Origin of the sequence: Streptomyces sp. NPDC058576 (genome assembly GCF_042718715.1) — a bacterium.
Classification (GTDB): Bacteria; Actinomycetota; Actinomycetes; order Streptomycetales; family Streptomycetaceae; genus Streptomyces.
Genome location: NZ_JBHXPF010000005.1, coordinates 99,761 through 113,723, shown reverse-complemented (window position 1 = coordinate 113,723; position 13,963 = coordinate 99,761). Strand labels below are relative to the sequence as shown.

Genomic DNA, 13,963 nt, shown 5'->3' with positions numbered 1-13,963 from the left:
GCCCCCCTGGGCCGACCGACTCCGGTGCCGCCCCGGCGCCGGATGCCTCCGCCCCGGAGGGGGCGGAGGCCGGGTAAGGACTCCTTACCCGACAACTTGCTGCGCGTGTGACGGGAGTGGTGACCATCTGCTTTTGGACGATGGGAAATTCGGGGTAGTGATCGCGCACGACGCGACGTCCTTGTGTCGGGGTTGCGGGGGTGGGTCAGGCGGCGCGCGGTTGTGTGCTGAGCTCGGCGAACTGCTCGGCTGCGAGGTCGAGCAGATCCACCAGGCGCCGCTCCGGGAGGCGAGCCGCGGAGGCCAGGGCGCCGTTGATGCGCGGGTCGAGGGTGCTGACGGCATCCAGTCCGGCGGCGCGGGCGACAACCAGACGCAGCTCGGCTTCGAGCCAGGCCCAATGCTCAATGGCGGGCACCGGGGTGTCTTCATTGATCTGGCCGAGGGGGCCGGTCCTGAGTCGGCTCAGGTACCGGCCGCCGGCAGAGAGGATGTCGGGAAGGGAGATCTCGTCCTGGGCCATCCATCGTCCCTGCCCCAGCAGAGTGAGGATGGCGCAGCGCAGCAGAGTCATCTCGTCGCGCCCAGGCGCTGTGCAGATGAGGCAGGACCAGTTGTTGCAGTCCCAGGCGGGCGTGGTCGAGCGGGGCATGGCGGAAGGGCCTTTCATCGGTGGTGGTTAGAGGTGGAAGGGAAAGTTCAGTGGGGGTGGCCGGTACGGGCTGAGTCCTGTTGATCGGCCTTGACCGTGTTGACGATGCTCTGGGCCAGGTCCGTGCCGACCTGGTGGCCGTCGGCGCGGACGGCTGCCTTGAGGGAGTCACGAGAGAGTCGCCCCGTCTCGCGGTAGATGCGCTCCGCGTACGCGATGAGGGAATCCCGCGGCAGGTCGGGCTTGCGACCCGGGCGTACCGGCTCCGGTTTCCCGCCAGGCTCAGCGCCCGCGTCTCTGCCCGCGCTCACGTCCGCGCGCCCATCAGTAGTGGATTGAGGGCAGACCATGAATTCCGGGCGGTCCGACCGATGTACGTCTTGGTCGCCCGGATTCGGTACGCCATCCGGGCGCTCGGGCCTTGCCCGCTTCGCCGCGGTAGGGAGGGGCTGCCTGACTCGGTCTCCGGGCGTCTCCCACCGTTCGGGCAGCGGGAGCGAGGCCAACCGTGTGGCCTGCTGTCGGGTCCCGAGCTTTCGCAGCAGCAGTTCGTCCTGGCGGAGATCACCGTCGACGTCGGCCTTCTCCAGCGCTTCGTGCAGGCGCCGAGTCGCACGCCGGCCACGTCCCTTGTTGCGCTTCGCTTCGGGCATCGCTTCGATGCGGAGGATCAATGTGACGGCCCGGCTCAGGGCGCGTTCGCGGATGAGTCGTGCGGCATCGGCGTCTTGGTCGTGGATGCCCAGGCGTGCCAGCAGTCGCTCGCGTGCCTGTCGGCCGAGGATTGCGGGCAGGCTGCGTGAGGCGGCCTCGGGGCTGTGGTGGCGTAGCTCGATTCCCATGGCCAGGTGCCAGAGGACTGCGGCCATGACCGGGCCGATCAGGGCGCGGACCGTGCCGCCTACGGGACCGGACTCGGCGTAGGCGGGGATGATCTGGCCTCCGGTGATCACCCATACCAGGACGCCCGGCGGTCCGGGCGCCTGCCTGGGGCCCTTCAGGTTCTGGCGTGCCATCAATGCCATTGCGAACAAGGCCAGTTCAGCGACTGCAAAGATGGAGGCGCGCTCGACGGTGCTGCCCATGCCGAGATAGTCGGCGGCGAAGCGCCAGCTGGTGTCCGCGCTGTAGGCGGTGCAGCCGATCGCGGCGACGGCGGCGACCCGGACGGCGGCGCTGCTAGGCCGCCTTCCGCCGCCTAGCTTGCGGGCGCGCGGCCACAGCCATCGAGTGACCAGCGCGAGGGCGATGAGCAGGACCGCGATGGCCGCAGGCGCGGGGATCCAGTGCGGCAGGACGGGGATGCCGGTGCTTTCGGCGCTGATGAGGGTGGTGGTGCCAGGGGTCATGCAGAGGCTCTCCAAAGGGGCCTGCGCGTTTGAGGGCAGGCGGAAGCGAGGGCGGGCAGGGCGGTGGGGGGCGAGTACCTGTCAGGTGGCGGGCGCGGTGCGGCGTCGGTCGGGGCCGGTGAGGATGACCCGCTCGGTCATCTCGGCGAGACGGGAGGTGACGCGGTCGCCGAGCGCGATGCGCAACTCGGCGGTCGGGAGGTTGGTGGTGATGAGGGTGGGGAGCATGTGCTCGTACCGGTGGTTGATCAGCCGATAGGTCAGCTCCTCGGTCCACTCGCTGGTCTTGGCCGCACCGAGGTCGTCCAGGAGCAGCAGCGGGCTGCGGGACAACGTCTGGAGCTCCCGTTCGCCGTCGTGGCCGACACGGGGACGGAGCCGCGCGTGCAGGTCGGCGGAGGTGGTGGCCTCCCAGCGCAGGCGGACGCCTCGGGTGAGTAGGGCGCGTACGGCGCCGTATGCCTGGTGGGTCTTGCCAGTGCCGGTGGGGCCGGCGATCAGCAGCGACGGGCCCTCGGCGATGCCTGGTCCGCTCGGGCCGGGACGCCCGGCGCGGGCGATCTGGTCGGCCCACGTGGCGATCTCGGGATGGTCAGCCAGGGCGCGGCGGTAGCGGGCGGGGATGCGGGCGTCGGCGAGTTCCAGGGCGGTGACGGTCTCGGGCGCCGGCTCCTGGGCGGCAGCGGCGGGGTCGATGCCGCGGTTGGCGAGGATCGTGTTGAGCCGGTTGGCGAGCGGGCCGACGCGCTGGGGTGCGCGGGCGAGGGTAGCGGTCAGAGTTCATCTCCGTAGACGGCGACGACGTCCGTGGGGTTCGTCCATGCCCGGTGGGCGGCGGGCGCGGCGGGGGAGGCGGCGTTCATGACCTCGTGGACGAGGCTGGGCAGGACGCTCGGGGACAGCCCCTTGGCCCGGTGGCGTTCGAGGGCGGCCCGGAGGTGGGCGGGGGCGATGCCCTCGTCGAGCAGCTTGCGCACCTGTCCGCCGAGATGGTTCAGGAAGGCGTCCGGCGGGCGGTGGTTGCACGCCGCGATGTACTCGCCGAGGAGTTGCTTGGGCGAGACGGTGTCGGGCGCGTGGGCGCTTGCGCCCCCCGAAGGGGTATCTCCTAGATCCATGGTCCTAGGTCCTAGATCCGGGCAGTGAGGGTTCACCGACGGCTCCGGGAGGGCTCCATGAGCCTTCATGGAGCCCTCCATAAAACTGTCCTGACCTGTGGTTTCGCAAGCGGTACCCGGGTTCGCTGCGGGCTCGCGCATTCCCCTTGTGCCCTCGCGGAGGGCTCCGTGAGACGGCAGTGAGGGCTCCCTGAATCCGGTCTCGGCTGGGCTCGGTGTGACTCCGGCCGGAACCTCGTGATGCGGGCATGCAGGGAGGCGGCTCTTGCTGGGCCGGTTGATCTTCTGATGGAGGCCCCAGGTGACGATGTGCAGGTACCGCTTGTGATCCGGCGCCTTGTAGCGGCAGATCAGCCCGGCGTCGGCGAGCTGGGCGAGGTCCGTCTCGACTTCGGACGGGGTGTGCTCCGGGCGCAGGACCCACAACTGTCCGGCGATGATCGCGGCGTGGTCGCGGTGTCGGCCCTGGTCGTCGGCCTGGGTGAGCAGGCCGAGGAAGGTGCGCTCGGCGGTCAGGGAGACGGCGGCCAAGGACTCGGAGACGAAGGCTTCGGGCTTGATGGTGCGGATTCGTGCCAAGTGCGTGGACGTCCTTACTCGGTGGCCTGTGCGTGGACAGCACGGCTCACCGTCGGTCGGGCGGGATTCGAGGGGGTATTGGCGCGGACGCGCGCAGAGAAGCGATTACTTTTCCGGGGGTGTCGTCAACATAGCCACACCCCCGTTGCGCAAGTCCAGCCCTATCCGGCCCTATCTCTCACGGCAGAAAGGCTGTGAAAATGGGGCTGTGTGGCGGGCGGGAGCAAAACCTTAAGGCGCGATCCGCTGTTGACCAAATAGTTGCCCGGACCGCAGAGCCAGAAGCATCACATCGGCAAGCTGTTGACTCGCCGCCGACGAGGAAGCTGCAACACAACATCCCACGTCAGATCCCTGACCGACACCCCGCTCCAAGCCGCTTCCGGTCCCTTGCGACCCACTTCGCGGCGAACCGCGCGAGCGCAACATAGCCGACGATCGCCGGTTACCAAAACCGGCGATCTGACCTTTCAATTGGAGTCATGCCCCCACGCTCATTGGAAGTCGGATCCGCTGAAATACAGGCGGCCCGCACCATCGGAATCCTCCGCGCAGAACAAGGCTTTTCACAATGGCAGTTGGCTGGCCGGGTGGCCGCCCCCGGCCACCCGATGTCCTACACCATGCTGTCCCGCATCGAACGCGCCCAACGGGGATGTGATGCCGACGGCCTCGTCGTGATCGCCGAAGCCCTTCCCGTCTCGCCTCCCATGCTGCCGCAGAGGCCGACCGCCACGTGACGAGGACCGCTCAACACCGCTGACCGAGCACGCCCCCACCCAGTAAGGACCCGCCCTTCTTGCGCCACTCCGACATACCCCCTGCCCTCGTACGACACCTTCCCGGCACGGAGGGCGGAGCCCCCTTGCCTCGTCTCTACCGCCCCGAAGAAGTCGCCGAAGTCCTCGGCTGCTCCGCCTGGTGGGTCAAGGACCGGGCCCGACGCGGACTCATCCCGCACACCCGAGTCGGCCGCGCCTACCGCTTCACCGGCGCGCACCTTGCCGAGATCGTCTGCCTCCACGAAGAGCGCCCGAAGCGATCCGTCAGCAGCGCGCCGACGAGTCGGGCAGCTACAAGCCCTCCCTCGCGAACTCGTGCCGCCCGGCCTCCTGAGCCGACTACGGCCCCGACGTCAGGGCGCCTGCGGGCCCGACCGCCGCGCCGCACCCAGTACGAGACCGTCGCGTAGTGCGCCCGCGCCCAGTCACAAGCCGAGAGCAGAGGAAGACGGAACTTGGGTTTCGCGGAGAAACGCGGAAACTACTGGCGCGGCCGGTACAAAACCGCGCCCGGCAAGCACCTCACGGTCGTCGACGACACCGGCAAGGCGATCCGGTTCGCCACCAAGGGCGAGGCCCAGCGCGCCGCGAGCGAGGCCGAAAACAAGTACCGGCGCGGCGACTGGCGCGACCCGGCACTCGGCCAGGAGACCTTCGGCGAGTACGTGAACCGCTGGTACGAGGCCCAGGACCTGGCCGCCTCGACCATGCAGAACTACAAGCGCCACATCGAGGAGCACCTCCTCCCAGACTTCGAGGACAAGGCGCTCGCCGGCATCCTGCGCACGGACGTCGACCTGTGGGAGAAGAAGGAGAAGGCCGTCTACGCGGCCTCCAGCGTCAATACCTGGCGCTCGACGCTCCATCTGATCTTCGAGGACGCGATCGACGAGGGCTTGATCACGTCCAACCCGGCTGCCCGACGCCGCGGGCGCGGCAAGCGCGCCGGCCGTTCCCGCGATCGCGGCCCGGAGAAGGTCGTCACCGACCCGCTCGGCATCCTGCTGACCGCCGAGCGCGCCGCCCTGCTCTCTGGCCGCGACGACGAGTTCGTCGCCGTCGTCCTCAAGGGCTACACCGGCATGCGCTGGGGTGAAATCGTCGGCCTGGAAACGGAGTTCGCCCGCCCTGGGGCCGTCCGCGTCGAATGGCAGCTGTACGAACTCGACACCGGCGAGATGGTGCGCTGCCCGCCCAAGGACGACAGCTACCGCACCATCGAAACGATGGACTGGCTTTCGGCCCTGGTCGCCAACCACGTCGCCCGCACGAAGCCAACGCCCTGCCCGTGCCATGGCAGGACGTACGTCTTCCGAGGCCAAGGTGCGGCGCGCACCGGCGGTCACCAGGGCGCGAAGCTCGCCGACGTCGCGCGCCGTGCCGGAGTCTCCACGGGTACGGTCTCCAACGTCCTTAACCACCCCGAGCTCGTACGCGAGGACACCCGCGTGCGCGTCGAACTCGCCATCGCAGAGCTCGGGTTCGTGCGGGGTGGCATCACGTCAGAACACGCGGCCCATTGGCGCCGAAACGGCTTCGCCACCTGGCTGTTCACCCCGGCAGTCTCCGGCTGGTACCCGAAGAAGGCACCACAGGAAGCCCGCCCGGTGCCCATCCTCGGCGAGCCGTGGCCCGGCATCCCGGCCCGAGGTCGAGGTGCTGCTGCTCGGGCGGATACCTGCTGGCTCCCGATCGCCAAGGGCCTAACACCCCACGGCCTCCGCCACACCCACCGCACGATGATGGAGGACCTCGGCACCGAGAAGGTCCTTATGGACGAACGCATGGGCCACATCGACGGCTCGGTCTCGGCCCGATACGCCCACGTCACGCCCGGCATGCGCAAGCGCCTCATGGCCGGCCTGACCGAGCAGTGGGAGGCGGCGCTCGATGCTCGGCTCGCGATGTGCCCGACGTCGCCGACACGCGTGCTCAACGACCTCCTCCTCACACGAGCGGTCGCCCTGAGGTAGCTCCATTCTGTTCTCGCGGCGTCGTTGCGGGGACAGAGCGGACCTCGGCGCCTACGAGGACGAAACCTGGGTCTATCCCTGTTCGGCACAAGCACGTCGTCCTGTAGGGGGACAAGCGCGCTGTCCCGAAAAGGGACAGACGGTGTTACGTGGGAAGGCCCTGGTCTCAGTCGCCCCGAGTTTAAGAAGAGACGGCGACCGTCGCCGCTGAGCCCCACTTAGCTGGACGCCCTCGCTGACAGGAACTCGACGCAGCCAGTGCCCTACGCGAACTGCGCACCCCCAGCTTCACGCTGCCCCATCCACCTGAGCGCCCATCCATGCACCGATCACCGCCGCGCCCCCGACTCGAGCCAACTCGCTCGCGCGGACTGCCGATGGTCCTCGTCGCTCAACTGCACCTGCGTCCTCTTCAGCCCGGGAGAGCCGCAGTGGCCATCGCGACGGTACGGGATGTGAGCAGCCGCCACCCAATTTCGTGTGCCGCGTCGAGCACGGACTTGTCCGTCGTTTCGAACTCCGTGAGGAGTGCCTCGGTCTCGGTACGGTCGCTGCGATACAGAGCATCGAGGAGGCGGAGAACCAGCAGCTTCAATGGCCCGTCAGCCGCTCTGTCCAGGTGCTCCTCGTCGACATGGGCGATGATCTCCGTCAGCCTGTATAGCGAAGGGAGAGCATGGGTCTCGTTCTGGATGAGGGCCATGCCGACCTGCAGGCCAACGTTGTGCACGGCGGTTGCGATTGTCTGAGGGTTCAGCTTCGACGTGGTCGCGTAGCCGTCGAGCGTCGCGAGCTCGACGGCGACATCGGTCCAGCTGCCCTGGAATGCGAGCGCTTCCGCCAAGAGGGCAATAACGGTGATCCGTTGAGCAATGGGCAATTGGGCGTTGTCCAACATCGCCCGACACCGAATCTCGATCTCAGCGTCATCGACGCTTCTATCGCTCAACGCCTGCGTTATATACCCGATTTCAGCAAGAATCTTGGAAACATCTGTATCCGGCAGTCGTGCGCCGAGTGCTTGCAGGTCGGCGATAAGGCGGATGACCGCTTCACCTGGAACCTCACGATGCGTTGCCGTACGGAGTGTGGTCAGGACGTTAGCGACCGCGCTTGCTGCATCGGTTGGATGAGAGTCAGCGAGTTGGAGAGCTAGCTCGTGGACGCGCTTCAGGTGGGGGAACAAGCGGTCCAGCGGTGCACCCTGCTCCCGCATCACAGCAACGAGCGGAAACAGCGTCTTGATCTCAAGTACGGGTGCCGGAGCGGTGCGGGCCCTGATCACATTGAGCTCCGCTTCGAAGCAGGATCGTGCTCCTGCCAGACTCCCGATGCGGAAGTAGGCACCGCCGAGGTTGCCGTAAAGGACTGCAAGGTCGTCGGAGCTGATCCCGAGTCGCAGGGCATGGCTGGCGAGGCTCTGCGCGTGTGGAACCAGCCGATGCATGCGGTGCTCATCCTCATCATCGATGAACTCAGCGAGCCAGCCCTGGGTGTGAAAGGCGGCGCGGCTGAGGATCGGCTCCACGTCTCCGGAGCCTTCCAGGGTGTCCCGCACTACGTGCTGCACGATCTCGTTGATGCTGATCGTCTCGTCGAGCTCGTCAGGATGCTCTGACTTCGCCTGCCGGTGAGGCCCGCCCGCGCTGAGCGGCTCACTCCGCTGCACGAGGGACTCGGTCCGCAAGGCACGGTGGATCTCCAAGACGCTGAGAGGGTTCTGGCTCGATTCCACCATGATCAGCGGCCCCTTCAGGCCACTGCGCATGACGGACTCCTTGGGTACCACGGCTGCGGCGACCAGGAGCTGGAGCGGAATCTGGCGAGAGGCCAGATACGAGGCGGTGGTGATCGAAGCGATTGCCGCGCTTGATATGTCCTGCTGCCGAACGCCTTTCGCGGCGCGGCCGATCCGTTGCAGCGCTACCCGGATGGCCGCGACGAGTGTGCGCGGATACCCAGGCGGGACGGACTGCTCGTCGTCCAATGCGCGATCGCGGATGAGTTCCAGATAGCGCGACACTTCTGCAAGGCCGAGCCCGCAACTGGCCAGGTAGCCACAGGCCAGCTCGATGGCTAGAGGCCAGTACTCCAGGTTCTGCGCCAGCTCGACTGCTGCCTGTTCGCTCCCCTTGTCCCAGACGGAGCCGTCGTTGGACAGCCGCAGGCGGATCAGCGACACGGCCTGGTCGGTGGTGAGGTGAGTGACGGGTACTCGTCGGGGGTGGGTGGCCCAACTGCTCTGATTGGTGGATGTAATGATCAGGTGCCCACGCCCGCTGGTGGGCAGCCACGGAAGTAGACGGCGACGGTCTGAGGCGTTATCGATGATCATGAGCCAGCGGCCCGGGAACGCGCTCAGGAGCGCGTGCACTCGATGACGTAGGGCAGAGGAGTCCATGTTCGCCTGCGCTCGCTGCGGGGCGAGCCAGTCGTGCAAGGCGTGATAGGAGGCGGCCAGGCTGGCGTCGCTCTCCGCATCAACCCAGAAGATGTGGTCGTAGGAGTCCGCGACATCGTGAGCATAAGCAGCTGCTGCACTGGTCTTTCCGATACCGGACAATCCCAGCAGTACGCAGGCCCGCACCACTCGATCCTCGGGTGCTTCCGTGAGTGCCCGGTGAATGTGCGCCAACAGGCCGGGCCTGGGGAGATCCGGCGGCGACGGGACGGGCCCCACCATGATGCCCCAGTCGAAGCTGCCAAGGTCATGGGCGAGGTGAGTGGCCTCTGTCAACAGTTCGGAACGGAAGTCCGTCAAGGTGAGCACTCCATCGAACTCGCCACAGGCTCTACGGAAGATCTCCGAGACCAGGTGATTGGTCATGCGCCCTGCCGAGCGAAGTCCGAGGCCGCTGCGCTGCTGCGAACGGAATTTCCTGATGCGTTCCCTTAGCTGCTCGCGCAGCTCATGTGGCTCGCGGGTATCCGGCACGATGCGTGCTCGACGCAACCGCAACAATTCGTCGTGGTTAAGGCCCTTGGCGTTTTCTTCCTGTCTCGAGCTCCGCTCCAGGAGCGCAGCCAGCTGCTGTTGGAGCTCATCGGGATCAGTGAGGCGCAGAACCCGGTTCAAGTGAACTGCCTTGGAGTGCAGTCTCATATTAGTGATCAAGCTGTAAGCCTTGGCGCTTGGTCTGGCCTTGATCATCCGCATCAGCACAGCGAAAGCAGTCGGAGCAGACAGCTCGGTACCCGGTCCTCCTGATTTCACTTGCGCGGCCAGCACGGGGGACCGGTCGCCATCTACCAGATCGAAGTCGATGGCGTCCGGGTCGTCCACTCCCTCTGCGTCGGTCTCAGTCGGTTCGATGACCGCAGCGTGTACGCCAGGTCGGAGCCCCTCGGCGGCAGCAAGCAGCTCCTCCAGCGTGACCAGATACTGGTACTGAAACCCGAAGGCAGCAGCCTGCCCTCCACGCTCCGCCATGCCGCCGCCTTCGTCTCAGCGCTCAAGTCTTCTTGCCGTGATCAACGTGGCAGCTGCTGTGGATGGTTCCGTCGCTACCGGGGCCTCATGACCGGCCTGGCCTAGCGCGGAAGAGAGCGCTCGGCCGAGAGCGATACCTGGAGCCAGCCTCGACGGCTGGCTCCAGGCAATTCAGGCGCCAAACACTGCTTGGTATGCGCTCTGTCCTGCCCCGACGAGCATGGTCAGGCCAGGGGTAGCCGTACCGATTGCGGTGAGGGTCGCGTTCAGCCGATCGAATGCCGCCCGCACACGCCCCGGCTCAGGCTCGTCGGTGGTGGCAGCTTCTTCCAGGACCTCCGCGTCCAGAATCAACTGGCCCTGCTCCTCTGCGGAGATGCCCAGGCTCGGCGCGAACTGTCGGACCTGTTGGGCGAACTCAGCGAGTTTGGATGCGTCCAGGCCGAAGGAGTTGTTCTGTACGACGTGCTGCTGCGAGCCAGCAACGAAGCCGTGGGAGCCGGTGATGTTGTAGGTGTCGCCGCCAGTTGGTTGACGGCTCAGAAAGTCATTCACGGTGCCTCCAGCGAGTACGCAGCGGGTACCTTGCGCCGTGATCAAGACTGCGACCTCGGCATCTGTGACCACCCGCTCGACAAGAGCGTGCTCGCGCAGGTAGTCGAGCGCGCTGAGAACTTCTGCCTCGGTCAGTGGCTCCCCGGCAAAGCTGCACAACGGGTCTTGTAGGAAAGCCAGCGCCGGAACCGAGGCTTGCCTTCCGCCCACACGTAGGACCCAGCGCAACAACACATCGCAGGCGTGTCCGAAGCGCTCGACTGCGTCGGTGCGGAGAGCGAGCAGGCGGCGCGCTTCCAGCAGTCCGTCGTCGGTGGGGAACACATCGGAGAGTCCGCCGGCGAGACTTCGCGCGATCTTGACGAGACCGAGCTTTTCAAGCTGCAGCGCCATGTTGTCGCTGTCGTCTTCCGGTAGTCCCTCGTCCCGCGCGAAGACCCGCACGTCTACGTAGTGGCTCGGATTCTGCTGGACCGAGTCGTACAACCAGAGCAGCAAGCGGGACAGCTGGGGGTCGCTTTCGAGGCCACTGGCACTCGCGAGGGTGAGCATGCCCATGGATGGAGGCTCAACCTCGATGGGGATGCGCACGGGGTGCTTGCGGTTCGCCCGCTCGAACTCCTTGACGATCTCTTTCTGCATCTTCGCGATCGCGCGCTTGTCGATCTTGAACCCGGCCAATCCGGTCTCCTATGGGGCGGTGGTGGTTCAAGGCTAGACGTGGCCACTGACAGTGAGCCCGCGTTTCCATCCGAAGCATCCGTTGCCGGGGAGGGGGCCGGCGCTAGGCGGTCGTGGGGAGCCGCATCCCGAAGTCGGCTCCCGAATGGCTCCCCGAATGGCCCTCGAACGCGCATCAGGCCCGGTACTGATTCCTCAGTACCGGGCCTGACCTGGTGTTTCTTTGTCGGGGTGGCGGGATTTGAACCCACGACCTCTTCGTCCCGAACGAAGCGCGCTGCCAAGCTGCGCTACACCCCGATGTCCACCGGACTCCCGGCGACATCGATTACTTTAGCCCACCGGCGGCCGGAGGCGAAATCCGGTTTCTTCGATGCTGGATCCACCCCGCGACGTTCGGCCGTAGGTGGTCCAGGGCGGTGATCAGGGAGCCCAGGGCGGCGAAGAGGAGACCGAGGGCGAGGGCCTGGGGGAGGGTGCCGGCGTAGCCGTACGTGTCGACGTCGAGGAACGGGTACGGGTAGCGGGCCGGGGAGCCGGGGGAGAGCAGGGCTCCGCGGGTCAGGGTGAGGCCCAGGTAGGCCGCGGGGGCGGTGAGCCACAGGGGGATGTGGGCCAGGCGCAGGGTCCGGGGGGCGGTCAGCAGGAGCCAGTCCGCGGCGACGGCCAGGGGGGTCACCGTGTGGAGCAGGAGGCTCGCCACGGGGGGTCCGCCGGTTCCGGTGGCCGGGGGGCCGCCGTAGTTCACCAGCACCAGGTGGTGCATCAGGGCGGTGATCGCGGCGAGCAGGAGCACCGCGCCGGTCAGCTGCGGCGGGAGCGGCGGAGTGCCTCGCCAGGAACGTACCGCCGACCAGCCGAAGGCCCCCGCGACCAGCAGGTTCGCCAGGACCGTGAAGTGGATCAGCGTCGGTGGCGCGTACCCGGTCACCAGGGCGGTGACCGGGCCCGTGGCCGCCGCTCCGCACCCCAGGGCGCGCAGGACCGCGGCCCAGGGGCGGCGGGGTCCGGTGGGGTCCTGGAGCACCTCTGCCGCCCGGGGGCTGGGGAGCAGGGTGGTCCGGGGCGCGGTCATGATTCGTACCGTAAGCGGGTGGGAAGACCCCCGCGATTCGTCGCCCGCCGACCGCTGGAGCATGCCGCACCGCTGCCGCCACCCGCCTCAGGCCCTGCCCGCCGCAAGGCCCTGCCCGTCGCGGACGCCGCGGCTGCGGGCGCCCACAGGTCTTCGGGGCCGGCGTCAGCAGGCTGCGGGCCCCCCGCTCAGACCCTCGGGGCCAGCGTCAGCAAAGTGGCCTCGGGCGGGCAGGCGAAGCGGACCGGGGTGTAGCGGTTGGTGCCGCAGCCCGCGGAGACGTGGAGGTAGGCGCGCTGGTCGCCGACCGTGTGGCTGGACAGGCCCTTCACCCGGTCGGTGTCCAGGTCGCAGTTGGTGACCAGCGCTCCGTAGAACGGGATGCACAGCTGGCCGCCGTGCGTGTGACCGGCCAGGATCAGGGGGTAGCCGTCGGCCGTGAAGGCGTCCAGGGAGCGCAGGTACGGGGCGTGGACCACGGCGATGGAGAGGTCGGCGCCGGACTCCGGGCCGCCCTGGACCTCGGCGTAGCGGTCCCGCTTGATGTGCGGGTCGTCCAGGCCGGTGAACGCCAGCTCCATGCCCTCCAGCTTCAGCCGGCCCCGGGTGTTCGACAGGTCCAGCCAGCCCGCCTCGTCGAAGGCGTCGCGCATCGGCTCCCACGGGTTGTGGACGACGCCGACCGCGGGGGCGTTGCCGTTGAGGCCGTGCTTGCCCTGGGCCTTCTCCAGGAGGTAGCGGGCCGGGTTGCGGAGCTTGGGGCCGTAGTAGTCGTTAGAGCCGAAGACGTACACCCCCGGGAACTCCATCAGCGGGCCGAGTGCGTCCAGCACCTCGGGAACCGCGTCCGGGTCGGAGAGGTTGTCCCCGGTGTTCACGACGAAGTCGGGGCGCAGGCCCGCCAGCGACTGGAGCCAGGCGCGCTTCTTGCGCTGACCGCTCACCATGTGGATGTCGGAGACCTGGAGCACGCGCAACGGACGTGCCCCGTGCGGGAGCACGGGAACGGTGACCCGTCGCAGGCGGAACGAGCGGGCCTCGAATCCGGCGGCGTAGGCGAGTCCGGCGGCGCCGACCGCCGCGCCGACTGCCGTGACTTTCAGGGGTACTCCGTAGCGTGCGCGCATGCGCCCATCGTCGCAGAAGCGGCGCCGTGAGCGGAAAACCGGTGGGCGGCCCATGCCCCGTACCTGTCACAATCGCCGCATGACCACGCTCAAGTCCAAGCTCAAGGAAGACCTCCACACGGCCATGAAGGCGCGTGACGAGCTGACCTCGTCCACCCTTCGGCTCACCCTCACCGCGATCACCAAGGAAGAGGTCAGCGGCAAGTCGGCGCGCGAGCTCTCCGACGACGAGGTGCAGAAGGTGATCGCCAAGGAGGCGAAGAAGCGCCGTGAGGCGGCCGAGGCCTTCGCCCAGGGCGGCCGGACCGAGCAGGCCGAGCGGGAGAAGGCGGAGGGCGAGCTGCTCGACGGCTACCTGCCCAAGCAGCTCTCCGACGACGAGCTGAACGCGATCGTGGCGTCCGCCGTCGAGGAGGCGAAGGCCGCCGGGGCCGAGGGGCCGCGCGCGATGGGCGCCGTCATGAAGATCGTCAACCCGAAGGTCGCCGGGCTCGCCGAGGGCGGCCGGGTCGCCGCCGCGGTGAAGAAGCTCCTCGCCGGCTGAGGCGACGCCGAGCGGAGATGAAAGGGGTGGGCGCCCCCCTGCACGATACACCCCAGGCCCCACCCCACAAGACTATTAAAAAACAACAAGCGGGAGAG

The 13,963-nt window shown here is 67.7% G+C and carries 12 protein-coding genes and 1 tRNA gene; 4 read left to right on the top strand and 9 right to left on the bottom strand.

The window, feature by feature from the left end:
- Positions 1-205: 205 nt before the first annotated feature.
- The 4 genes from ACFWRV_RS05995 to ACFWRV_RS05980 form a co-directional block, all read right to left on the bottom strand.
- Positions 206-523 carry a hypothetical protein gene (locus tag ACFWRV_RS05995; RefSeq protein WP_384328830.1) on the bottom strand — a complete coding sequence of 106 codons (318 nt, stop codon included), beginning with the start codon at positions 521-523 and terminating at the stop codon, positions 206-208.
- 176 nt (positions 524-699) lie between these two features.
- On the bottom strand, positions 700-2,001 hold the full coding sequence (locus tag ACFWRV_RS05990; protein WP_384328827.1) for a hypothetical protein: 1,302 nt from the start codon (positions 1,999-2,001) through the stop codon (positions 700-702).
- 81 nt (positions 2,002-2,082) lie between these two features.
- On the bottom strand, positions 2,083-2,778 hold the full coding sequence (locus ACFWRV_RS05985; RefSeq protein ID WP_093581635.1) for an ATP-binding protein: 696 nt from the start codon (positions 2,776-2,778) through the stop codon (positions 2,083-2,085).
- On the bottom strand, positions 2,775-3,698 hold the full coding sequence (locus ACFWRV_RS05980; RefSeq protein WP_384328824.1) for a hypothetical protein: 924 nt from the start codon (positions 3,696-3,698) through the stop codon (positions 2,775-2,777). Before ACFWRV_RS05980 ends, ACFWRV_RS05985 begins: the two co-directional genes overlap by 4 nt.
- Positions 3,699-4,180: 482 nt before the next feature.
- Between ACFWRV_RS05980 and ACFWRV_RS05975 the strand changes: the two genes are divergently transcribed.
- From ACFWRV_RS05975 to ACFWRV_RS05965, 3 genes are all read left to right on the top strand, one after another.
- Positions 4,181-4,438 (top strand): helix-turn-helix domain-containing protein, encoded by a 258-nt coding sequence (locus tag ACFWRV_RS05975; RefSeq protein ID WP_200735439.1) that lies wholly within the window; start codon positions 4,181-4,183, stop codon positions 4,436-4,438.
- A 74-nt stretch (positions 4,439-4,512) separates the two neighbouring features.
- Complete coding sequence (locus ACFWRV_RS05970) at positions 4,513-4,890, top strand: helix-turn-helix domain-containing protein (RefSeq protein ID WP_257134525.1); 378 nt, start codon at positions 4,513-4,515, stop codon at positions 4,888-4,890.
- Positions 4,891-4,935: 45 nt separating this feature from the next.
- On the top strand, positions 4,936-6,453 hold the full coding sequence (locus tag ACFWRV_RS05965; protein WP_384328820.1) for a LacI family DNA-binding transcriptional regulator: 1,518 nt from the start codon (positions 4,936-4,938) through the stop codon (positions 6,451-6,453).
- Between the two features lie 412 nt (positions 6,454-6,865).
- Here the strand turns inward: ACFWRV_RS05965 and ACFWRV_RS05960 are convergent, their stop codons facing one another.
- The 5 genes from ACFWRV_RS05960 to ACFWRV_RS05940 all read right to left on the bottom strand — a co-directional run bounded on the left by ACFWRV_RS05960 (position 6,866) and on the right by ACFWRV_RS05940 (position 13,321).
- Complete coding sequence (locus ACFWRV_RS05960) at positions 6,866-9,883, bottom strand: hypothetical protein (RefSeq protein ID WP_384328817.1); 3,018 nt, start codon at positions 9,881-9,883, stop codon at positions 6,866-6,868.
- 171 nt (positions 9,884-10,054) lie between these two features.
- Positions 10,055-11,119, bottom strand: coding sequence for a hypothetical protein (locus ACFWRV_RS05955; protein ID WP_146583467.1), 1,065 nt, complete (start codon positions 11,117-11,119; stop codon positions 10,055-10,057).
- A gap of 226 nt (positions 11,120-11,345) precedes the next feature.
- Positions 11,346-11,419: transfer RNA gene (locus ACFWRV_RS05950), tRNA-Pro, on the bottom strand.
- Between the two features lie 28 nt (positions 11,420-11,447).
- On the bottom strand, positions 11,448-12,194 hold the full coding sequence (locus tag ACFWRV_RS05945) for a Pr6Pr family membrane protein (protein WP_384328814.1): 747 nt from the start codon (positions 12,192-12,194) through the stop codon (positions 11,448-11,450).
- A 188-nt stretch (positions 12,195-12,382) separates the two neighbouring features.
- Positions 12,383-13,321 (bottom strand): metallophosphoesterase, encoded by a 939-nt coding sequence (locus ACFWRV_RS05940; RefSeq protein WP_384328811.1) that lies wholly within the window; start codon positions 13,319-13,321, stop codon positions 12,383-12,385.
- A gap of 79 nt (positions 13,322-13,400) precedes the next feature.
- Here ACFWRV_RS05940 and ACFWRV_RS05935 point away from each other — a divergent pair, with 79 nt between their 5' ends.
- Positions 13,401-13,865 (top strand): GatB/YqeY domain-containing protein, encoded by a 465-nt coding sequence (locus ACFWRV_RS05935; protein ID WP_018514200.1) that lies wholly within the window; start codon positions 13,401-13,403, stop codon positions 13,863-13,865.
- Positions 13,866-13,963 lie beyond the last annotated feature (98 nt).

Bases quoted from the DNA above. Each gene is read 5' to 3' on its own strand.
- ACFWRV_RS05995 (WP_384328830.1), bottom strand. From the start codon at position 523: ATGGCCCAGGACGAGATCTCCCTTCCCGACATCCTCTCTGCCGGCGGC.
- ACFWRV_RS05990 (WP_384328827.1), bottom strand. From the start codon at position 2,001: ATGACCCCTGGCACCACCACCCTCATCAGCGCCGAAAGCACCGGCATC.
- ACFWRV_RS05975 (WP_200735439.1), top strand. From the start codon at position 4,181: ATGCCCCCACGCTCATTGGAAGTCGGATCCGCTGAAATACAGGCGGCC.
- ACFWRV_RS05960 (WP_384328817.1), bottom strand. From the start codon at position 9,883: ATGGCGGAGCGTGGAGGGCAGGCTGCTGCCTTCGGGTTTCAGTACCAG.
- ACFWRV_RS05945 (WP_384328814.1), bottom strand. From the start codon at position 12,194: ATGACCGCGCCCCGGACCACCCTGCTCCCCAGCCCCCGGGCGGCAGAG.
- ACFWRV_RS05940 (WP_384328811.1), bottom strand. From the start codon at position 13,321: ATGCGCGCACGCTACGGAGTACCCCTGAAAGTCACGGCAGTCGGCGCG.
- ACFWRV_RS05935 (WP_018514200.1), top strand. From the start codon at position 13,401: ATGACCACGCTCAAGTCCAAGCTCAAGGAAGACCTCCACACGGCCATG.